The organism is Bradyrhizobium sp. BTAi1, assembly GCF_000015165.1.
GTDB lineage: Bacteria > Pseudomonadota > Alphaproteobacteria > Rhizobiales > Xanthobacteraceae > Bradyrhizobium > Bradyrhizobium denitrificans.
Genome location: NC_009485.1, coordinates 5332013 through 5352475 on the forward strand (window position 1 = coordinate 5332013; position 20463 = coordinate 5352475).

At 65.9% G+C, this 20463-nt stretch carries 17 protein-coding genes; 5 read left to right on the forward strand and 12 right to left on the reverse strand.

Annotated elements, in window-relative coordinates; translation table 11 throughout:
- The first annotated feature begins 195 nt into the window (after positions 1–195).
- Together BBTA_RS23880 and BBTA_RS23885 are read left to right on the forward strand one after the other, a co-directional pair.
- Complete coding sequence (locus tag BBTA_RS23880; RefSeq protein ID WP_012045073.1) at positions 196–867, forward strand: TetR/AcrR family transcriptional regulator; 672 nt, start codon at positions 196–198, stop codon at positions 865–867.
- 34 nt (positions 868–901) lie between these two features.
- Positions 902–1147, forward strand: coding sequence for a hypothetical protein (locus tag BBTA_RS23885; protein ID WP_012045074.1), 246 nt, complete (start codon positions 902–904; stop codon positions 1145–1147).
- Positions 1148–1209: 62 nt separating this feature from the next.
- Here BBTA_RS23885 and BBTA_RS23890 read toward each other — a convergent pair whose 3' ends face one another.
- The 3 genes from BBTA_RS23890 to BBTA_RS23900 form a co-directional block, all read right to left on the reverse strand.
- A complete protein-coding gene (locus BBTA_RS23890; protein ID WP_083780649.1) occupies positions 1210–2367 on the reverse strand; it encodes an IS481-like element ISBrsp4 family transposase in 1158 nt (385 codons plus the stop codon).
- Between the two features lie 252 nt (positions 2368–2619).
- A complete protein-coding gene (locus BBTA_RS23895; protein WP_012045075.1) occupies positions 2620–3846 on the reverse strand; it encodes a CaiB/BaiF CoA-transferase family protein in 1227 nt (408 codons plus the stop codon).
- 132 nt (positions 3847–3978) lie between these two features.
- A complete protein-coding gene (locus tag BBTA_RS23900; RefSeq protein ID WP_041750850.1) occupies positions 3979–6078 on the reverse strand; it encodes a methyl-accepting chemotaxis protein in 2100 nt (699 codons plus the stop codon).
- A 261-nt stretch (positions 6079–6339) separates the two neighbouring features.
- Here BBTA_RS23900 and BBTA_RS23905 point away from each other — a divergent pair, with 261 nt between their 5' ends.
- Positions 6340–6906: a hypothetical protein gene (locus BBTA_RS23905; protein ID WP_012045077.1), complete on the forward strand. Its 567-nt coding sequence runs from the start codon at positions 6340–6342 to the stop codon at positions 6904–6906.
- A 137-nt stretch (positions 6907–7043) separates the two neighbouring features.
- Here the strand turns inward: BBTA_RS23905 and BBTA_RS23910 are convergent, their stop codons facing one another.
- Positions 7044–7802, reverse strand: a complete 759-nt coding sequence (locus BBTA_RS23910) for an NUDIX domain-containing protein (RefSeq protein ID WP_012045078.1) — start codon at positions 7800–7802, stop codon at positions 7044–7046.
- 108 nt (positions 7803–7910) lie between these two features.
- Between BBTA_RS23910 and BBTA_RS23915 the strand changes: the two genes are divergently transcribed.
- The gene (locus tag BBTA_RS23915) at positions 7911–8948 is read left to right on the forward strand and encodes an SPFH domain-containing protein (RefSeq protein ID WP_012045079.1); all 1038 of its coding nucleotides are present in this window, start codon (positions 7911–7913) and stop codon (positions 8946–8948) included.
- Entirely contained in the window at positions 8935–9864 is a 930-nt protein-coding gene (locus BBTA_RS23920; protein WP_012045080.1) for a sugar kinase, read from the forward strand. Before BBTA_RS23915 ends, BBTA_RS23920 begins: the two co-directional genes overlap by 14 nt.
- Positions 9865–10064: 200 nt before the next feature.
- On the opposite strand, the gene BBTA_RS23925 is transcribed toward BBTA_RS23920, so the two are convergent.
- The 8 genes from BBTA_RS23925 to BBTA_RS23960 all read right to left on the reverse strand — a co-directional run bounded on the left by BBTA_RS23925 (position 10065) and on the right by BBTA_RS23960 (position 20414).
- Positions 10065–12026: an alpha amylase C-terminal domain-containing protein gene (locus BBTA_RS23925; RefSeq protein ID WP_012045081.1), complete on the reverse strand. Its 1962-nt coding sequence runs from the start codon at positions 12024–12026 to the stop codon at positions 10065–10067.
- Positions 12027–12047: 21 nt separating this feature from the next.
- The gene (locus BBTA_RS23930; RefSeq protein ID WP_012045082.1) at positions 12048–12419 is read right to left on the reverse strand and encodes a tRNA-binding protein; all 372 of its coding nucleotides are present in this window, start codon (positions 12417–12419) and stop codon (positions 12048–12050) included.
- Positions 12420–13222: 803 nt separating this feature from the next.
- Positions 13223–14200: an ABC transporter ATP-binding protein gene (locus BBTA_RS23935; protein WP_012045083.1), complete on the reverse strand. Its 978-nt coding sequence runs from the start codon at positions 14198–14200 to the stop codon at positions 13223–13225.
- The gene (locus BBTA_RS23940; RefSeq protein WP_041750851.1) at positions 14197–15186 is read right to left on the reverse strand and encodes an ABC transporter ATP-binding protein; all 990 of its coding nucleotides are present in this window, start codon (positions 15184–15186) and stop codon (positions 14197–14199) included. The genes BBTA_RS23935 and BBTA_RS23940 overlap by 4 nt, the downstream gene beginning before the upstream one ends.
- A gap of 482 nt (positions 15187–15668) precedes the next feature.
- Entirely contained in the window at positions 15669–16586 is a 918-nt protein-coding gene (locus tag BBTA_RS23945; protein ID WP_012045085.1) for an ABC transporter permease, read from the reverse strand.
- The gene (locus tag BBTA_RS23950; RefSeq protein WP_041750852.1) at positions 16583–17524 is read right to left on the reverse strand and encodes an ABC transporter permease; all 942 of its coding nucleotides are present in this window, start codon (positions 17522–17524) and stop codon (positions 16583–16585) included. Before BBTA_RS23950 ends, BBTA_RS23945 begins: the two co-directional genes overlap by 4 nt.
- 91 nt (positions 17525–17615) lie before the next feature.
- Positions 17616–19220 carry an ABC transporter substrate-binding protein gene (locus BBTA_RS23955; RefSeq protein ID WP_012045087.1) on the reverse strand — a complete coding sequence of 535 codons (1605 nt, stop codon included), beginning with the start codon at positions 19218–19220 and terminating at the stop codon, positions 17616–17618.
- Positions 19221–19457: 237 nt separating this feature from the next.
- Positions 19458–20414, reverse strand: coding sequence for an N-carbamoyl-D-amino-acid hydrolase (locus BBTA_RS23960; protein ID WP_012045088.1), 957 nt, complete (start codon positions 20412–20414; stop codon positions 19458–19460).
- Between the last annotated feature and the right edge of the window lie 49 nt (positions 20415–20463).

A 20463-nucleotide genomic window follows, 5' to 3' on the forward strand; every position in this document is an offset into this window, starting at 1 on the left:
TTCCTCTGGAATTTTGGCCGCAGTGTCGGCCCGCTCACGGCGTCCGCGCAAGTGCGATCTTGCGCGACACGACCGCGCGAGGGCGTCGCTGCAGCGCCGAAATCTCGTCCCGCGGAAGCACCGCGATTGACATTCCGGCCGTCTCAAACAATAGTTTCATACAATTGTTTGAAACGCAACTCCCCGGGAGCGACCATGGCGACCGACCAGACCCGGACTGCGATCCTGACCGCCGCCGAGCGGCTCTATGCCGAGCGCGGCTTTTCCGAGGTGACGCTGCGCGACATCGTGGCAGAGGCCAACGTCAACCTCGCCGCGGTGAACTATCATTTCGGCTCCAAGGACGAATTGATCGCCGAACTGTTCGTGACCCGCTCGATCGCGCTCAACCGCGAGCGCCTGCGCGAGCTGCGCGCGGCCGAGGAGGCCGGCGGCGGCCGCGCCGATATCAGCGACATCCTGCGCGCGCTGGTCGGCCCGATCCTGCGCGGCTGCCTTGGACCGGAGAACCAGCGCTCGCCGGTGGCGCAGTTCATGATCCGCGCCTCGATCGAGTCGGTGCCGCCGATCCGCCGCATCAAGACCAAGGAAATCGACCATTTGCGCAAATTCGCCGGCGCGATGCGGCGCGCCCTGCCCGACAGCGCCGAGGTCGACCTGTTCTGGGGCCTGCATTTCGCGCTCGCCATGGCGCATCACACCATTCGCGAGAGCGAGCGGCTGACCAAGCTGTCCGACGGGCAATGCGATCTCGACGATGTCGAGGATGTGATCGCGCGGGTGGTGCGCGGCGCCGTGCTCGGCTTGACCGCGCGCGATCAGGCGGCAAAGTCGAAGGTCAAGGTCGCAGCGCGCGAGGCGCGCTAGACCTCGCTTCGCTGGACAAGAAGGAAGCCCCCTGATGCCGCAGTGTCTGCGATTGATCATGGCCGTCGTCGCGACGGCGCTTGCGATGGTGACGGCGAGCGAGCCGGTGCTGGCCCGCGGCGCCGCCGCCAACATCATGAACTCACCGGGCTATCAGCGCCGCCTGCAGGAATCGCGACAGCAGCTCGGCGCGCCGCCGCCGGCCCCTTTCGTGGCAGAGCCGCGCTATCATTCCCCACGATACAAGGCGAAGCGGCACCGTCATCACCACACGCGGTGATCACGGGAGTTCGTACTCTCTCCCCGTCATTGCGAGCGCAGTGTTCAGCCCGGGGACATAGCTTACACCTGTTCGGGGACATAGTTGACACTTTTGGGGTCGCGCAAATCGATCGCTGCGATCTGATGCGCGGCAAAGAAAATTCCGAATTTTCCGTCCTGGCTGAGCGGGCGAATAGCGAGCCGCTCGCTGCGAAAGGCTTGCGGGACTTTCCAGAGCCGTCCCTCGAAACTGACATAGGCCTTGGTGCTCGACACCGAACGGACGATCTCACCCTCGTCGTATTCCACCGTCGGAAGGCGATCCGGCATCGTTCGCGGGCTGGGCCGGTAGCGGCTCGCCGGCACATCGAAGTCGAGAGCCTCGTGGGGCCGGTCGAGATTGTAGACGGCCCGCCATTCGTCGAGCGCCCGCTGGACGTCGTCAAGGTCCCTGTAGCGCTTGAAGGCAAAGACTTCGGCCTTCAGGCTGCGGTGGAAGCGTTCGTTCTTGCCGCGGCCCTGAGGATGATACGGCCGGCTGTGGATCGTTCGAATGCCGAGCTTCAGAAGCCAGACCGTCAGCGCGGTCCAGGGGTCTTCGAGAGTAAAGCCCCAGGGACCACCATTATCGACGAACATCGCATCCGGCAGTCCATAGCGGCGGAACGTCGTCTCCAGATGTCCTTTGACCGTAGAGCCGCGCTCGTTGTCACACGCCGCCAGGCACACGGAGAAGCGCGAGTGGTCGTCCAGCGCAGTCAGCGGGTGACAGGACACGCCGTTCTCCAGCGCACTGTGCCCCTTGAAGTCCATCTGCCACAGCTGATTGGGCGCATCCTTCTCGAAACGCCTGTACGGCTGCCCCGGCGTGCCTGCAGGCTCGCTCACGCGATCGTAGCGGCGCAGGATGGTGTGCACGGTGGATATCGCCGGGACAGTTTGCCCGTCGCGCGCGAGACGACGTGCGAGCTTGCGCGCGCCCCAGGCCGGGTGAGCGTCGCGCAACGCGACGATCTGCTGCTCAGTCGCAGCCGCCGTGCGCTCCGGACTCCGATGCGGCCGCCGCGACCGGTCCGCCAGCGTCGTATCGCCGGCGTCATACCGCTGGATCCACTTGTAGCCGGTCTCGGCGCTGATGCCGAACTGACGGCACAGCTTCCGCCGGTTCACGCCCTCCTGCTTGGCAAGCATCACAAACTCTCGTCGCTGGTCCATGACAGACACCTCTCGCCACGGCATCGCTCGCCCCTTTGCTTGACGAATCGAGCCGATTTTGAGGTGTCAACCATGTCTCCGAACACCTGTCAGCCATGTCCCCGGGCTGAACAGCAGCGAAGCAATCCAGGGGGGTGGGCGGGACTCTGGATTGCTTCGCTGCGCTCGCAACGACGCGGAAAAGCCGCGGAATCCGATACTCAACACGACATGCGGAAAGATCGGCGCGTCGTGCGCACCGCAATGACGGATGGAGAGAATGGCCGCGGCAGCGTCCTACACCACACCCTGCTGCTTCAGCGCGGCGATCTTCGCGTCGTCATAACCGAGGCTCGACAGCACGTCTTGCGTGTCGGCGCCGAGCAGCGGCGGCGCGCGGTACTCCGTGATCGGCGTACCGGAGAACGTGAGCGCGTTGCGGATCAGCGACAATTGCGGCTCGAACGGGTGCTCGACCTTCACCTCCATTCCGCGCGAGCGCACATGCGGATCGGCGAACACATGGGCGAAATCGTTGACGGGGCCGCAAGGCACACCCGCTTTCTCCAGTTGCTCCAGCCAATGCGCGACCGAGTTCTTCAGGAACAGGCCGGCATAGATCGCCATGATCTCCTTGCCGTTGACGACGCGGTCGTTGTTCTTGACGAATTTCGGATCGGTGGCGAGCTCCGGCGCGCCGAGCACGGCGCAGGTGCGGGCGAATTGCCCGTCATTGCCGACCACCAGCATCAATTCGCCATCGGTGCAGCGGAACACGCCGGCCGGCATGCCGCCATTGCCCCAGGTGCCGCGGCGCGGCGGCGACTTGCCGTTGACCAGGAAGATCTGGGCGTAGTGCGACAGCGAGGCGATCACGGTGTCGAACAGGCAGACGTCGACATGCTGGCCGCCGCCGCCATTGACGTCGCGATGATACAGCGCCGAGAGAATGCCGATCGAGGTGTTCATCCCGGTCATGTAGTCGACGATCGAGGGACCGACCTTCATCGGCCCGGCGCCCGGCTCGCCGTCCATGTGGCCGGTCACGCTCATCAGCCCGCCCATCGCCTGGAAGATCGCGTCATAGCCGGCGCGCGGCGCATAGGGCCCGGTCTGGCCGAAGCCGGTGACCGAGCAATAGATCACGTCGGGATTGACGGCTTTGATCGCCTCATAGTCGAGGCCATAGCGCTTGAGATCGCCGACCTTGTAGTTCTCCATGAACACGTCGCAATCTTTCGCCAGGGCGCGGATGATCTCCTGCCCGTCGCTCGAGGCGATGTTGACCGTGACCGACTTCTTGTTGCGGTTGGCGCAGAGATAGAACGAGTTGTTGTTGTTGGCCTTGCCGTCCGGATCCTTGAGATAAGGCGGCCCGAAGGCGCGCGCATCGTCGCCAGTGCCGGGCCGTTCGATCTTGATCACCTCGGCGCCGAGATCGGCCAGCATCTGGGCCGATAACGGTCCGGCCAGCACGCGCGTGAGGTCGAGAATCTTGATGCCAGACAGCGGCAGGGCCGACATGGATGTTCCTCCGGGAGCATATTCCTTGTCGCGGACTGAACCGGCAGGATCAGGCGCGAGCCCTCGCGGATACACCATTTTGGCACCGGGAGCACTGCGCTCTCGGCATGCCGCCCTGCCGGCGGCCGCGCGTCAGGCCGCGCGGAGCTGGCTCACGAACTGGTCGACGTCGTGGCGCAGGTCGGCGGACAGCTTCGACAACGTGCGCACCGACTCCAGCACCCCGCCGGCCGCCTGGCCGGTGGCGGCGGTTGCCTCCGACACGCTGGAAATATTGTCCGACACCGCGTTGGTTCCCTCCGAGGCCTGCTGCACATTGCGCGCGATCTCGCGCGTCGCCGCCCCCTGCTGCTCGACCGCGGCTGCGATCGCCGAGGCGATCTGGTTGACGCGCTGGATGGTCGTGGAGATCGCCTGGATGGCCTCCACCGAGGCCTTGGTCGCGCCCTGGATGCCGGCGACCTGCGAGGTGATCTCCTCGGTCGCCTTGGCGGTCTGGTTGGCGAGCGTCTTGACCTCGGCGGCGACCACCGCGAAGCCCTTGCCGGCCTCGCCGGCGCGCGCCGCCTCGATGGTCGCGTTCAGGGCGAGCAGATTGGTCTGCTCGGCGATGCCGCTGATCAGCGCGACGACATCGCCGATGCGCTGCGCGGCATCCGACAGCGCCCGCACCTCGTCATTGGTCTTCTCGGCCTGCGTCACCGCGGCGCTGGCGATCGAGGTCGATTCGGTCACCTGACGGCTGATCTCGGTGATCGAGGCCGACAGTTCCTCCGTCGCCGCCGCCACCATCTGGACATTGCCGGAGGCGCGGTGCGACACCTCGGCAACGGCGGACGCCTTGGCGCGCCCCTGGTCGGCGATGGTCGACATCGATTGCGCGGTCGCGTTCAGCTCATTCGAAGCCGAGGTCAAGGTCTGCAGCGACGAGGTGACGGTCGCCTCGAACTGGCGGATCAGCTGGTCGACGGTGCTCTGGCGGCGTTCGCGGCGGCCCTGCTCGGCCTCCCTCTCGCTCGCCAGCCGGTCGCCCGCGATCATGCTGTCCTTGAAGACGGCGACCGCGCGCGACATCTCCCCGATCTCGTCGCGGCGATCGAGCCCGGCGAGCTCGATCGTGTAGTCCCGATCGGCCAGGCGGCGCATCGCCGCATCCAGAGAGCGGATCGCCGCCGAGATGCGACGCTGCACCACCGCCAGGCCCACCAGCGCAACCGCCAGCGCCAGCACCATCATCACGGCATTGAGGATGAGACTCTCACGCGCCTCGCTGATCCGCCGTCCGGCGACCGCCACCATTTCGGCGAGCGCGGCATTCGCGGCATCGACACTGTAGGACAGCAGAGCCGTGTTGAGCTTGGACAGTTCGGCGAATTTGAACTCGATGGTCTGGTTGTTGCGCAACGCCTTGACCAGGCCGGCCTGCTGTTCGGCCATCGCCACCGCATCGGACCGCCTGGAGCGGTTGACCGCTTCGACCAGCGCGGCCGGAGCATCGGCCCGCGCGGCGGCGGCGACCACCTGGCTCCAGGCCTGCATCTGCCGGCCGGATTCCTCGGCGCCGCCGACAATGTCCGCCACGCTCCATGGCTTGCCGGAGGCCGCGGCATTCTCGATGCGCACGGCAAACTGGCCGCCGAAATTGCGTGCGGCCCAGGCCGATTGCTTGACCTGGACCATCTGGTCGACGACGGGATCGACGAGCTTGATGGTCTCCTCGAGATCGGCGGCGATCACCAGCAGCGCGTCGAGATAGTCCTGGGCGGCCTTGCGGAACGCATCCGCGGCCTGCATGTCGCGCGCGGCCTTGGGCTGATGGATCGCGCGTTCGGCGTCGGGACGCACGCCTGCGAGACGGTCATGCGCGGTGACGAGGCTGCTCAGCCGGCCAGCGATGCGGGCATCGGCAAAGCCGGACAACGCCTCCTGGACCTGCTTGTAGGCGGTCTCCGAGATCTGGCGATTGGTCGCAATGCGGGTGTCGGCTGCCGCATCCGCCGTGCCCTCCGCCACCAGCGTCGCCAGGAAGGTGCCGCGCTCCAGCCGGAAGCCCATCAACGTGTTGAACAGCTGCTGGTCCGCTCCCGCCAGCCGGGCGATGCGCTGGGCCGACTGGGTGCGGCTGAAGGCGTCGAGCAGTCCGCTCGCCAGGCTACCGATCAACAACAGGGCCAGGGCTCCGATGATCACCCCGAGCATGGTTCGTATCGTCAGGCCGATGAAGAGTCGCATCTATCGAATCCCACCCGTGAACTTGTTGGTCGGAGAATCCGGGGGGCTGATTAATTTTCCGTCCTATGTAAGTCCGTTAGTAAGCATAGCGGCGCTCCCGCAGGGCCATTCCCCCGCATTTCTACGGAGATCGACCAACTTTCTTGCTTCGTTTTGTGTGCGACGGGACTCGAGACACATCGGGACATACGCAACAAGGAGCTGTTAAAAGTTACCGTCGCACCTGGACGCAGGTTTGATGTCCCAACCCCGGAGCATGCCATGACATCGATCTCTGCCTCCTCGATGAGCGGCTACTCGCCGCTCGACCTGCTCAAGCAGGAACTCGCCAAGGAAGTCTCGGCCGGCAAGGTCAGCGCCACCGACCAGACGGCGCTGTCGTCGGCGCTGGACGACATCGATTCCGCACTGCAGAGCGGCAGCAGCAGCTCATCGTCCACGACGAGCTCCAGCACGCCGCCCTCGCCCAAGGAGATGCAGTCGAAGATCGACGATCTCATCCAGAGCGAAGTCGACAGCGGCAAGCTCACCGCCGACCAGGCGAGCGAACTGAAGAACGTCTTCGCCAACGCCTTCTCCGGCGGTCCGGGCGGCGCCGGCGGCCCGCCGCCGGCCGACGACAGCAGCAGCGACACCACCTCGAGCACGTCGTCCTCGTCGTCCTCCTCGTCGTCGTCAAGCACGTCCTCCGACCTCGAAGAGCTCCTGAAGAAGCTGCTCGAAGCGCTGCAAAGTTCGAACAGCAGCAAAACCTCGTCCTACAGCGCCAACGGCAGCAGCTCGTCGAGCACGACCAGCAAATCGCTGGTGGTGGACTTCTCGGCCTGACGGACCGGTGACGCGCCGCGGAGCGCGGATGAGCGCAGGCCGGCCCCCGCCAGGGCGGCGGCGGAAGCGACATCCGGGATCATCGCAACCGCCCGCGAGACCCCGCATGTCGCTGCGCTCCTGCGGGCTACGGACCGTTACTCCGGCGCGTTGAACGTCCTTGCGAAATACACCGGCGCGGCCGTCTTTTTCAGCCGATAGAGCTGCGCCGGCCGGTTCGGCCCTTTCCGCATCTTGGCGATCGGCTCGATCAGGTCGGCCGAGAGCATGCGGGTGCGGAACGCACTCTTCTCCAGCGCACGATCCAGCACGATCTCATAGGTCCGCTGCAACTCGGGCAACGTGAACTCCTTGGGCATCAGATAGGCCGGCAGCGAGGTGTACTCGACCTTGTTGCGCAGCCGCTGCACGGCGGCCTGCAGGATCTCGGCGTGATCGAAGGCGAGCTTCGGCGTCACGCCTGTGCCTTCGAGCGGAAACCATTGCACATCGGCTGCGAGCGCCGCCTCCACCGCTGAGCCGGGGATCAGCGCAAAATAGGCATGCGTGGCCGACCAGCCGCGCGGATCGCGGTCCGCACTGCCCCAGCTGCCAAGCTGCTCCAGATAGGGGCTCACGACGCCGGTCTTCTCGGCGAGCTTGCGCCGCGCGCAGGCTTCGAGATCGCGATCCCTGGCGATGTCGACGAAGCCGCCCGGCAAGGCGAAGGTGCCCGGGAACGGATCGCCGGGTCCGCTGCCACGTCGCACCAGGAGCACCTGCAGCGCCTCCTGCCGGATCGTGAAGATGACGATGTCAACCGTCGTCAATGGCCGCGGGAAATCGAGCCCGGGCGCCTTCGCGCCGCTCCGCCCCTGATCCCCCGCCGCATCGCCCTGCCCGTGCCGTCCCGCCATACCGCTCGCCCCGCCAAAATGCCGCTTGACACTAACAAACTTAGTTGTACTGTCCAACTTACTTAGTTGTCGTGACACACTTACGCCGGTCAATGTCAGGAGGCCGCCATGTTCGGCATTCGCTTCATCAAGGCCCAGCCCACCACCTATCTGCTCAAGTACCGCGCCGGAGCGGTGGTCGAGGAAGGCGCCGGGCTCTCCACCTTCTATTACGGGCCCGCCACCTCGCTGGTCGCGATCCCGATCGGCAGCCGCGACGCCGCTTTCATCTTCCAGCAGATCGCCCGCGACTTTCAGACGCTGACGATCCAGGGCCAGGTCACCTACCGCATCGGCGAGCCGAAGAAGGCGGCGGCGATGCTGAACTTCACGCTCAAGCGCGACGGCAAGACGTATGAGTCCGACGATCCCGAGGAGTTGCCGCAGCGCGTATTAGGCGCGGTCGAGGTGCTGGCGCAGCAGGCGGTCAAGGACATGACCCTGAAGGAAGCACTGCGGGCGTCCGACCGCATCGCCGAGGCAATCGCGACGGGGCTGCAGCGCCGCGCCGATATCGATGCGCTGGGGCTGGAGATCCTCGGCGTCGCCGTCCGCGCGGTGAAGCCGACGCCGGAGACCGCCAAGGCGCTGGAGGCCGAAGCCCGCGAGGCGATCCTGAAGACGGCGGACGAGGCCATCTTCGCGCGGCGCAATTTCGCGGTCGAGCGCGAGCGGGCGATCCGCGAGAGCGAGCTCGATACCGAGATCGCGGTCGAGCAGAAGAAGCGGGCGATCCGCGAGACGCAGATGGATGCGGAGGCCAGCGTCGCGGCAAAGACAAACGAGCTGCGCGAGGCCGGCATGGTCGCCGACATCGGGCTGGAGGCCAGGCGCAAGGATTTCGTGGCGCTGAATGCGGCCAACACCCGCACCCTCGCCGATGCCGAGGCGTATCGGGTCGGGGCGCTGATGAAGATCTTCGAGGGCGTCGACACCCGCGTGATCCAGGCGCTGGCCGCGACCGGCATGCAGCCGGGTCAGCTGATCGCGCAGGCCTTCTCAGGGCTCGCCGAGAAGGCCGAGAAGATCGGGCAGCTCAACGTGTCGCCGGAGCTTCTGAACAGCCTGATGCAGAAGCCCGCGGAGGCTGCCCGTGTCCGGCAATGACCGCAAGGTGGTGCTGGTCACCAGGAGAACGCGGCTCGAGGAGTTGATCGCCAGATTCCTCACCGCGGACCAGGCCCGCTTCTATGTCGAGCATCTCGGCGCCGACTTCTCCGACTACGAACGCGAGCACGCGGCCTACCAGGCCGCGCGCGCCACCGCGACGCAGACGCTGGAGCGCTGGGGCCGCTACCAGATCGTCGACCGCAGCTTCCTGCCGAACTTCCTGTTCGGTCCCGCAGATATCGTCGCGGCGCTCGGGCCGGACGGCCTGATCGCCAACACCATGAAATATCTCGACGGCCAGCCGCTGCTCGGACTCAACCCGGATGCGCAGCGCCATGACGGCGTGCTGCTGCCGTTCGCGCCGAAGGACCTCGCTCCCCTGCTGCCCGAGGTCGCCGCCGACAAGCGCGCGGCCAAGACCGTGACCATGGCACGCGCGAGCCTCGCCGACGGCCAGGTGCTGCACGCCGTCAACGACCTCTTCATCGGCGCCCGCACCCATGTCTCGGCCCGCTACGAGATCGCGACAAACCATGGCCATGAGCGGCAGTCCTCCAGCGGGCTGATCGTCACGACCGGCCTCGGCTCGACCGCCTGGTTCAAGAGCATCGTCACCGGCGCGCTGGCCATCGCCGGCAGCTATGGCGGACATGGCGACGGCGACTACACCGCCCTGCCCTGGGACGCCCGCGCGCTTCGGTTCGCCGTGCGCGAGCCATTCCCGAGCAAGACGTCGCAGACGACGCTGGTGTGCGGCGGCCTTAACGGCGCGGAAACCCTGCGCCTGCGCTCGCTGATGCCCGAGAACGGCGTCATCTTCTCCGACGGCATCGAGGCGGATCATCTGGACTTCAATGCGGGGACGGAGGCGGTGATTGGCATCGCGGAACGGCAGGGACGGCTGATCGTGTAGTACGGTCCTGAATGCCACGCTGCTTATGGAATGCCCCCGCTCTCAATTCGTCATTGCGAGCGCAGCGAAGCAATCCAGAATCCCTGCGCGGAAACGGTCTGGATTGCTTCGCTGCGCTCACAATGACGGTGGAGAGAGCTTGTGTCCCCGTCCCGCATCGCGCTCCGCGCATCCAGCAATGACGGCGGAGCGACCGTCCGTCACCCCCGCGCAAACACCAGCAGACCGTTCGCCGGGATCGTCACCATGGCCGAGCTCGGCTGCCCATGCAGCGCGGGGCCGCTGGCGGTCACCGCGCCGTTGTTGCCGACGACGCCGGGATTGACCCAGTTATCATAGACGTCGCTGTTGAACACCTCGTGCCACTGCCCAGGCGCCGGGAAGCCGATCGCGTAGTCGCGCCACGGTGTCTCATTCAAACTCACGATGACGATGACGTCGTCGCCCTGGCCGTCCCAGCGGTGAAAGGCGAGCACGCGGTTGCCGTCATGGGCGTGGACGATGGCGCAGCCTTCGGCGGTCAGCGCCGGATGGGAACGGCGGATGGCAATCAGCTCGGCCGTGAAGCGCACGGCGTCCGCCGTGATCTTGTCCTCGCCGTCGAGCAGCGGCCATTGGATCGTGGTGTCCAGGCTCGGCGTGTCGCTCCAGGGCCGGTCCTCGAACAGCTCCTGGCCCATGAACAGCATCGGGATGCCCGGCGCGGTCAGCAGCAATCCCGTGGCGACGCGGCTGCGGCTGCGCGCATACCAGCAGCGGCTGTTCACCGGATCAGCGAGACGCGGGATGCGCGGCTCGCGGCCGGCATAGACGATGTCGTGGTTTTCGATCGAATTGACCGCGCGCCACCGCTTGTCGAGGCTGAGATCGGCGATCGCGGCTGCGATCGGCTGCATTGGAACGAGCGCTCCCGCGCCGCCGGCCGCGCTGGCGATCGCGCCGCGCAAGGCGAGCCGCAGGCCATCGCTCCAGGTCGCGTCAAAACCGGCGCCGCCTTGCGCGATGTCCTTCACCACCCAGGGATTGACCGGCCAGTATTCGGCGATCTGGATCGCGTCCGGCTTCTCGGCGCGCAGCGCCTCGGTGAGCTGCTGGCAGGTCGCCCAGCCGCCGAAGCGATCCATCACGCTGACCTCGTCGAAGCGCAGGCCGTCGGCGTGATATTCGCGATAGAACATGATGGCGTTGTCGACGAGGTACTGCCGCACATCGGCATTCCAATAGGCGAACACCTGCCCGCCAGCCCAGCCCTGGTCGGTGAAATACAGGCTGCGATTGGGATCGCCGTAAGGCTGGCGGTCGAAGAACCAGATACTGTTCTCGTCAAAACCGCCGCCGGCATGATTGTAGACGACGTCGAACAGCACGGCGATGCCATGGACATGGCAGACATCGATCAGCGCGCGCAGCTGGTCGTCGCAATGTCTGACCACATTGATATCAGCGTAAGGCGCGGCGCCCGCCGCCGCAAGGATCTCGTTGGTGCGCGTGAAATAGGCCGCGAGATGTGTCTCCTCGGCTTCGCCATACTCGGTTTCCGGGCTGAACAGATCGGTGCCGTTGTAGCCCATGCTGAACATGGTCGGGAATTCCTGCACCGGCAGCAGTTCGATGGCGTTGACGCCGAGCCTGGCCAGATGCGGCACGCGCTCGATCACGTCGAAGAAGCAGCCGTCGGGATTGCCCGCCTTCATGTCGAAGCTGCCGACGTGAAGCTGGTAGATCAAGAGCTCGTTCCACGGCGGCGGCGTGAAGTCAGTATCGTGCCAGGGAAACGCCTGGGGATTGCGCAGCACGGAATGCGCCTGTGGAAATGGCGGATCCACGGTGAGCAGGCGCGCATGCGGATCGCGCTTGTAGCCCGAGGAGCCCTCGCCCTCGACGAAATACATGTAGGCGTCGCCGTCCTTCAGCCCGGGGATGAAGACCGCCCAATGGCCGTTGCCGATCGGCGCCAGCCGGCAGCTCGCATCCTGCGCCCAATCGTTGAACGGGCCGGAGACGTAGACCGCCCTGGCATGCGGCGCGAACACACGGAACGTGGCGCCGCCGGTCACCAGGGTACCGCCCATGGGAGCCTGGAGAAGATGCATCTGCCGCAGCGAAATCCTCAATCCTTCGGGGAATGGCGGCAGCGTAACAGGTTCCAGCAGCATATCCATGGCGGTCACTCTCCCCGGCGCTCAGAACAGCCGCGCGCCGTTCGGCACGGCCTTGTCGGGCTGGAACAGCACGACATTGCCGGCCTCGTCCGGAAAGCCGAGCGTCAGCACCTCCGACATGAACTTGCCGATCTGGCGCGGCGGGAAGTTGACGACGCCGGCGACCTGGCGGCCGACCAGTGTCGCGGGATCGTAGAGCGTGGCGATCTGGGCGCTCGAGCGCTTGGTGCCGATACCGGGGCCGAAATCGATCGTCAGCTTCAGCGACGGCTTCTTCGCCTCCGGATAAGGCTCGGCGGCGACGATGGTGCCGACCCGGATGTCCACGCTCAGGAACTGGTCGAAGCTGATCTGGGCTGCCGCTTGTGCCGTGGGATCGTGGGCGAGATGCATGGCGGCCTCATCGAACGCGGGACAGGCCGCACGGGAGGCTTGGTTCCCGGCGCGGCGTGGACTTGAGATTCCTCAACGAGATCAATTTCTAGTCGCCGAGGGGGAGGCTGACAATGCACCGCGCTGGGGACGGCGCGCTGGCCTGACGATTGGCGATGCTGGTGTGGCCGATGGGTCGCAGGCTGGGCCTCCACACACCGAGCCATCGGCTCCACGTCGTCTCTGCAGAGCCCCGCCGCCTCCACAAACGCCGCTGTCATCCCTGCGCACGCAGGGATCCATCACCACCGGCCGAAATCGTCGCGCGGGATGGCACGGCTTGCATAAGTCAGCGGCTTACACGGAGTATGCGCCCTCGGCCAGCGCCCCGCCGCCGCTTCGCGCCATCGTGGCTTGCCCGGACGACGGCGGAGGTTGGCGCGCGCGCGAGGGCCTTATTGAGTCTCGCGGCACCGTGAAATGCATCCTGAAAACGTCGTCGAGAGGAACGCACTATCTCTCCTCCGTCATTGCGAGCGCAGCGAAGCAATCCAGAGTCCCGCACACCACCCTGGATTGCTTCGCTGCGCTCGCAATGACGATTGGCGCGGCGGTCTCGGACATCAAACTGTCATCGCACTTGGCACCGTAGGCACGCCAGTGTGCGGCTTGTACTGCGAACCGCCTCACATCCGCGACGATAGCTCGTAGCCCGGACGGGCGCAGCGACATCCGGGTTCTCCGACACAGTTCGTGAGACTCCGCATGTCGCTGGCCCCGCCGCGCGTCCCGCGCGCCGGCTGTCGCTTATGCGGGCTACGCAACTACGTCGCATTCTCCAGATGACACGCCACCCACTGGTCCTCGCCCTTCAGCCGCAGCTCCGGCGCTTCCACGCGGCAGCGGTCGAAGGCCAGCGGGCAGCGGGTGTGGAAGCGGCAGCCTTTGGGTGGGTTGACGGGGCTGGGCACGTCGCCTTTGAGGATGATCGGGGTGCGCTCGGCGCCGGGTTCGGGGATCGGCACGGCTGAGAGCAGCGCCTTGGTGTAGGGATGGCCGGGCGAGGCAAAGATCTGGCGGCGCGGCGCGATCTCGACGATCTTGCCGAGATACATCACGGCGACGCGGTGCGTCATGTGCTCGACGATGGCGAGGTCGTGGCTGATGAACAGCAGCGCCAACCCGAACTCGCGCTGCAGGTCCTGCAGCAAATTGACGATCTGCGCCTTGACGGAGACGTCGAGCGCGGACACCGCCTCGTCGCAGACGATCAAATCGGGCTTGGCGGCGAGCGCGCGGGCGATGCCGATGCGCTGGCGCTGGCCCCCGGAGAATTCGTGCGGGCGTCGGTTCACCGCGTCGCGCGGCAGCCGGACGATCTCCATCAGTTCGGCAATGCGCGCATCGCGCTCGGCAGCGTCCTTGGCGAGGCCGAAATTGTTGATCGGCTCGGCCAGGATGTCGCGGATCCGCATCCGCGGGTTGAGGCTGGAGAACGGATCCTGGAACACCACCTGCACGCGGCGGCGCATCTCGCGCAGCCGATGCGGGCCGAGATCGTCGATGCGCAGGCCGTCGAGCACGATCTGGCCGGCGGTGATGTCGAACAGCCTGAGGATGGCGCGGCCGACGGTCGACTTGCCGCAGCCGGACTCGCCGACCAGCGACAACGTCTCGCCGCGCGCGATCTCGAACGATACGCCGTCGACCGCATGCACCTTGCTTTTGGTGCGGCCGAACAGGCCGCCCGAGATCGGGAAGTGCTTCTTGAGGTCGTTGACCTGGAGCAGCGGCATGGTCATGCGGCGGCCTGCTCCTTGGCGGCGAAATGACAGGCGGCGATGTGATGCGGTGCCTTCTGCTCGAGGCCCGGCGCATATTGCCGGCAGAGATCGGTGGCGAGCGCGCAGCGGCCGGCGAACACGCAGCCCTCGATGCGCTGCTTCAGGTCGGGTACCTGGCCGGGAATTTCCGCAAGGCGCCTGGTCTCGCCCGACAGCGACGAGCCGAGCTTGGGCAGCGCGCCGAGCAGGCCTTGCGTATAGGGATGGCGGGGCGAGCGGAACAGCTGCTTCACCGGCGCCTCCTCGACCTTGCGTCCGGCATACATCACCATCACGCGCTCGGCGACCTCGGCGACGACGCCGAGATCATGGGTGATCAGGATGATCGCGGCGCCGACGCGCTGCTTCAGTTCCAGCATCAGCTTGAGGATCTGCGCCTGGATGGTGACGTCGAGCGCGGTGGTCGGCTCGTCGGCGATCAGGAGCTTTGGATTGCAGGCGAGCGCCATCGCGATCATCACGCGCTGGCGCATGCCGCCGGACAACTGGTGCGGATATTCGCGCACGCGGCGGGCCGGCTCGGGAATGCCGACGAGGGTCAGCATCTCGACCGCGCGCGCTTCCGCCTGCGCCTGGTCGAGCCCCTGATGCAGCCGCAGGGTCTCGCCGATCTGGCGCCCGACGGTCAGCACCGGATTGAGGCTGGTCATCGGCTCCTGGAAGATCATCGAAATGTCGTTGCCGCGCAATGCGCGCATCTCGCGGTCCGAGAGCGCCAGTATGTCCCTGCCCTCGAGCCTGATCGACCCGGCAATCTTGCCGGGCGGCTCCGGGATCAGCCGCATCATCGACATCGAGGTGACCGACTTGCCGCAGCCGGATTCACCGACGATGGCCAGCGTCTCGCCGGGATCGACATGGAACGACACGCCGTCGACGGCGCGGTTGATGCCGGTGGGGGTGCGGAAGTGGACCTGGAGATTCTCGACCTCGAGCAATGGCATTTACAGGTGCTCCTGGCCGTAGGTTGGGGCCTCATGGTTCGAGACGCGCCGCGCATTGCGGCTGATCAGTCTCACGATCAGCCCGGCGCGGCGCTCCTCACCATGAGGGGCAAAAGCCGAGGCACTGCACACCGGACTACGAACACGCCGAGAGGCGTGTTCGTGGAGAGGGTCTGGTTTCGCATCCGGTCTGTCCGTCATTGCGAGCGCAGCGAAGCAATCCAGGATCCCACCGTGGAAAGACGCTGGATTGCTTCGCTGCGCTCGCAATGACGGAGGGAGCAGTCTTGGCGCATTTGCGTGCGGTGGGGAGGACGGTCTTGAAGAGGCATGGTTCTCACCATGTGAACTCAATTGCGGAACGGGTGCTTTGCGGCCGCCAGGGACAACGCTTTCCCCCCTCCCCTCGAGGAGCTCGCCGAAGGCGAGCGTCTCGAAGGGCGAGGCCCCAACTCGGGCGTCAACTTTTGAAATCACCCCACTCATGGGCTCTTCGCCATGCGCGGATCGAGCGCGTCGCGGAGGCCGTCGCCGACGAGGTTGACGGCGAGCACGGTTACCGAGAGGAACGCGGCCGGGAAGAACACGATGTAGGGCTTGACCTGCCACAGCGCGCGGCCCTCGGCCATGATGTTGCCCCAGGACGGAATCGTCGGCGGCGTGCCGGCGCCGATGAAGGACAGGATGGCCTCGGTGATCATGGCGCTGGCGCAGATATAGGTCGCCTGCACCAGCATCGGCGCCATCGTGTTGGGCAGGATGTGGCGCAGGATCACCATCGGCGTGCGCGTGCCCGAGGCCACCGCGCCGTCGACATAAGGCTGCTCGCGCAACGACAGCACCACGCCGCGGACGAGCCGCGCGACGCGCGGAATCTCGGCGATGGTGATGGCGAGGATCACGTTGCCGACGCTGCCGCGCGTGAGCGCCATCAGCGCCACCGCGAGCAAAATCGGCGGGATCGACATCAGCCCGTCCATGCAGCGCATCAGGACGCCATCGGCCCAGCGCACGAAGCCGGCGACAAGGCCGATCGAGAGTCCGATCAGCGAGGCCGCGAGCGCCACCGCCAACCCCACCGTGAGCGAGACGCGGGTGCCGTAGAGCACGCGCGAATAGATGTCACGACCGAGCGCGTCGGTGCCGAACCAGAAATCCGCCGACGGCAGCCGCGTGCGCTTGGCCGGCGCGATCGCGGTGGGATCGACGGTGAACAGAAACGGCGCAAACACGCCGATGATGACGAGCAGCAGCAGCAGCGCGCCGCCGATCGCCACCGTCGGATGGTTGCGGAGGAAGCCGATCGTGCCGCGCCGGATCTTCGGCGCGGCCATCAGGTCCGGCAGGCGGGGCGCGACGACGAGGCCCGGCGGCGGCGATGTTGTGGTCGTGGCGGTCAATAGCGGATCCTCGGGTCGACCAATGTGTAGGTGACGTCGATCAGGAGATTGACGAGCACGTAGACGAAGCTGAACAGCAGCACGATGCCCTGGATCACCGGATAGTCACGGCGCAGGATGGCGTCGATGGTGAGCCGGCCGAGGCCGGGAATGGCGAACACGCTCTCGGTGACGACGGCGCCGCCGATCAAGAGCGCAATGCCGATGCCGACGACGGTGACGATCGGCACCGCGGCGTTCTTCAGCGCGTGGATGAACAGGATACCGCCCTGCCCGAGCCCCTTGGCGCGCGCGGTGCGGATATAGTCCTGCTGCAGCACTTCGAGCATCGCGGCGCGGGTGATGCGCGCGATCAGCGCGATGTAGACGCAGCCGAGCGCCACCGCCGGCAGGATCAGGTTCTGCAGCCAGGGCCAGAACCCCTGCGCAAGCGGCGTGTAGCCCTGCACCGGCAGCAGGTCGAACTTCAACGCAAACACATAAGCGAGGATGTAGCCGACCACGAACACCGGCACCGAGAAGCCGAACACGGCGAACGCCATGATCACGCGATCGATCCAGGTGCCCGCCTTCCACGCCGCGATGACGCCGAGCGGTACCGCGATGAGGATGGTCAGGACCAGGGTGACCATCATCAGCGACAGGGTCGGCTCGATGCGCTGGGCGATCATCGCCGACACTGGAAGATTGGTGAAGATCGAGGTGCCCAGATCGAAATGCAGCAGGCGCCAGACCCAGCTGCCGAACTGGACCAGGAAGGGCTGGTCCAGTCCGAGATTGGCTCTGATGCGCTCGACGTCGGCCGGGCTCGCCTGGTCGCCGGCGATGACAACGGCCGGATCGCCCGGCGCGATGTACAGCAGGCTGAAGACGAACAGCGCGACAATCGCCATCACTGGCAAGGTCGACAGGACTCGTCGAAGCGCATAAGCGAGCATCAGATGTCTTTCACCTTGCGCATGATCTCCGCAACGAGCGCCATCGGCGCTCGTCGCGAGGACAACCGGTTCCCACTTTCCGGATCATGCGTTATGCGGTCTTCGACACGCCCCAGAACAGCGGGATCGGCCCCTTGGTCACGCCGGAGACGTTTTTGCGCCACGCGGTGTAGCCGAGGAAGAAGCCGGTGGGTGCGAACACAACGTCGTCGATCGCGGCCTTGTTGATGCGCGCGGCGACCGCCTTCTCCTCGTCCAGCGACTTGGCGTTGAACCAGTTGGTGATCTCCGTCTCGACCGGCTCGCTGGTCGGCCAGCCGAACCAGGCCTTGTCGCCATTGGCGCGCAGCGCGTTGTAGGCCGCCGGGTTGATGCAGTCCGCGCCGGCGTGCCAGGTGTGGAACATGTGCCAGCCGCCTTGCGCGGGCGGCGTCTTCTGGGCGCGGCGGGCGCCGACCGTGCCCCAATCGGTGGCGACAAAGTCGACATTCATGCCGAGCTTCTTGAGCAGATCGGCCGTGACATCGCCGAAGGCCTTGGTGATCGGCTGGTCCTGCGCCACCACGCAGGTGATCGGCTCACCCTTGTAGCCGGCTTCCTCGAGCAGCTTCTTCGCCGCCACCAGATCGCGCTTGCCTTTCAGGATCTCGCCGCCGGCCTCGGTGTAGAGCGGCGTGCCCGGCGTGAAGAAGCCCGGCAGCGGCTTCCACAGCGAGTTGTCGTCGCCGACCAGCGCGCGCATGTAATCTTCCTGGCTCATCGCCATCAGGATGGCCTGGCGCGCCTTCACATTGTTGAACGGCGCATGCAGATGATTGATGCGGAACGCGCCGACATTGCCCAGGGGATCGCCGATGTCGACGCCGATGTTCTTGTTGCCCTTCAGGACCGGCACCAGATCGGTGATCGGGTTCTCCCACCAATCGACCTCACCATTCTGCAGCGCGGCAGCAGCGGTCGCCGGATCCGGCATGATCACCCATTCGACGCGATCGACCAGCACCTGCTTGCCGCCGGCGAGCCATACCGGTTTCTCCTGGCGCGGCACGTAGTCGGTGAACTTCTCGAACACGGCCTTGGCGCCCGGCACCCATTCGCCCTTGACGAATTTGAACGGGCCAGAGCCGACATATTCGGTCATCTGTTTGAACGGATCGGTCTGCGCGATGCGCTCGGGCATGATGAAGGCGCAGGGCGCATTGCCCTTGCCGAGTGCGAACAGCATCTTCGGATAAGGCTGCTTCAGGACCCATTTGAAGGTCTTGTCGTCGACCGCGGTGAGCTCGTTCTGCAGCGCCTTGAGCATCAGGCCCATCGGGTCGCGCGCCGACCAGCGTGTCAGGCTGGCCACGACGTCCTTGGCGAGCACCGGCGTGCCGTCATGGAATTTCAGCCCCGGGCGCAGCTTGAAGGTCCAGGTCAGGCCGTCGGAGGAGACTTCTTCCGATTCCACCATCTGGCGCTGCGGCACGAACTGGTCGTCGATGCCATACAGCGTGTCCCACACCATCGCCGCCGCGTTGCGCACGACATATTGCGTGCCCCAGATCGGATCGAAATTGGCGAGATTGGCCTGCGGCACAAAGCGCAGGGTGCGAGCGGCAGCGCCTTGCGCGATCGCCGGCGCCGCGAAGCCGCCGGTCAGAGCGAGGCCACCCGCGCCCGCCAACCCCTTCAATACCGTTCTGCGATCCATGTTCTCTCCTGATGCAACTGATGCAACGTGCCTGAGTTCAACTGCCGAAAATGTAAGCAAGGCCCATGCCATGCGCCCGGAGTGCATTCATTTGAACGCAAATGAGGCATGGGGTGCAAGGATGTCGTAGCCCGGGCGAGCGCAGCGACCCCGGGTTCTCAAGTACAGCTCGTGTAAACCCGCATGTCGCTGCGCTCATGCGGGCTACGGCACTGTGCCGTGCAGCAACATCGCCCATCACGGCTTCCGCACCGGCGCGCCATCGGCCATCCGCGTCGTGCCCCTGCGCTCGACGATCATGCGATAGGCCTGCGGCTGGCGATGGACGTCGAAATTGAAGATCGTCTGCTTATAGGAGTTGCACAGATCGAGGTCGCAGCGCGCCAGCGCGATCTCGTCGCCCTTGGTGGCGCATGCGGCCACGATCTCGCCGGAGGGTGCGATGATGCAGCTGCCGGCGATGTGGTCGACGCCTTCCTCGATGCCGCCCTTGGCGACGCCGATCACCCAGGTGCCGTTCTGATAGGCACCGGACTGCATCACGAGGCGATTGTGGAACAGCGAGAGGTCGTCATGCTCCGGCGCCGGCGGATTGTGCACCGGCGTGTTGTAGCCGATCAGCACCATCTCGACGCCCTGCAGCCCCATCACGCGATAGGTCTCGGGCCAGCGGCGGTCGTTGCAGATCGCCATGCCGATCACGCCGCCGAACGCATCGGTAACGCCGAAGGCCTTGCCGGGCTCGAAATAGCGCTTCTCGAGATGCTGGAACTTGCGCCACGGCTCGTGCTCGGCATGCCCGGGCAGATGCACCTTGCGGTATTTCGCGACGATCTGGCCGGACTTGTCGACCAGAATCGCGGTGTTGTAGCGATGCACGACGCCGTCCTCGACCGCGAGCTCGGCATAGCCTAAGCAAAAGCCGATGCGCAGCTCGTTTGCGAGTGCGAACAGCGCCTGCGTCTCCGGCCCCGGCATCTCGCGCTCGAAATACGAGTCGATCTCGGCCTGATCGGCCATGTACCAGCGCGGGAAGAAGGTCGTGAGCGCGAGCTCGGGATAGACGATGAGGTCGCAGCCATTGGCGTGCGCCTGGCGCATCAACGCCGTCAGCCGCCTGACCACCGCGTGGCGCGGCTCGCTCCTGGCGATGGGGCCGAGCTGGCCGATGGCGACGTTGACAAAGCGCGGCATGATCCGTTCCTTATTCCGGAACTCAATTGTCGTGATGTGGGCGCGCAGC

Coding starts and splice junctions, on each gene's coding strand:
- BBTA_RS23880 (WP_012045073.1), top strand. CDS start 196: ATGGCGACCGACCAGACCCGGACTGCGATCCTGACCGCCGCCGAGCGG.
- BBTA_RS23885 (WP_012045074.1), top strand. CDS start 902: ATGCCGCAGTGTCTGCGATTGATCATGGCCGTCGTCGCGACGGCGCTT.
- BBTA_RS23890 (WP_083780649.1), bottom strand. CDS start 2,367: ATGCCGTGGCGAGAGGTGTCTGTCATGGACCAGCGACGAGAGTTTGTG.
- BBTA_RS23895 (WP_012045075.1), bottom strand. CDS start 3,846: ATGTCGGCCCTGCCGCTGTCTGGCATCAAGATTCTCGACCTCACGCGC.
- BBTA_RS23900 (WP_041750850.1), bottom strand. CDS start 6,078: ATGCGACTCTTCATCGGCCTGACGATACGAACCATGCTCGGGGTGATC.
- BBTA_RS23905 (WP_012045077.1), top strand. CDS start 6,340: ATGACATCGATCTCTGCCTCCTCGATGAGCGGCTACTCGCCGCTCGAC.
- BBTA_RS23910 (WP_012045078.1), bottom strand. CDS start 7,802: ATGGCGGGACGGCACGGGCAGGGCGATGCGGCGGGGGATCAGGGGCGG.
- BBTA_RS23915 (WP_012045079.1), top strand. CDS start 7,911: ATGTTCGGCATTCGCTTCATCAAGGCCCAGCCCACCACCTATCTGCTC.
- BBTA_RS23925 (WP_012045081.1), bottom strand. CDS start 12,026: ATGGATATGCTGCTGGAACCTGTTACGCTGCCGCCATTCCCCGAAGGA.
- BBTA_RS23930 (WP_012045082.1), bottom strand. CDS start 12,419: ATGCATCTCGCCCACGATCCCACGGCACAAGCGGCAGCCCAGATCAGC.
- BBTA_RS23935 (WP_012045083.1), bottom strand. CDS start 14,200: ATGACCATGCCGCTGCTCCAGGTCAACGACCTCAAGAAGCACTTCCCG.
- BBTA_RS23940 (WP_041750851.1), bottom strand. CDS start 15,186: ATGCCATTGCTCGAGGTCGAGAATCTCCAGGTCCACTTCCGCACCCCC.
- BBTA_RS23950 (WP_041750852.1), bottom strand. CDS start 17,524: ATGCTCGCTTATGCGCTTCGACGAGTCCTGTCGACCTTGCCAGTGATG.
- BBTA_RS23955 (WP_012045087.1), bottom strand. CDS start 19,220: ATGGATCGCAGAACGGTATTGAAGGGGTTGGCGGGCGCGGGTGGCCTC.
- BBTA_RS23960 (WP_012045088.1), bottom strand. CDS start 20,414: ATGCCGCGCTTTGTCAACGTCGCCATCGGCCAGCTCGGCCCCATCGCC.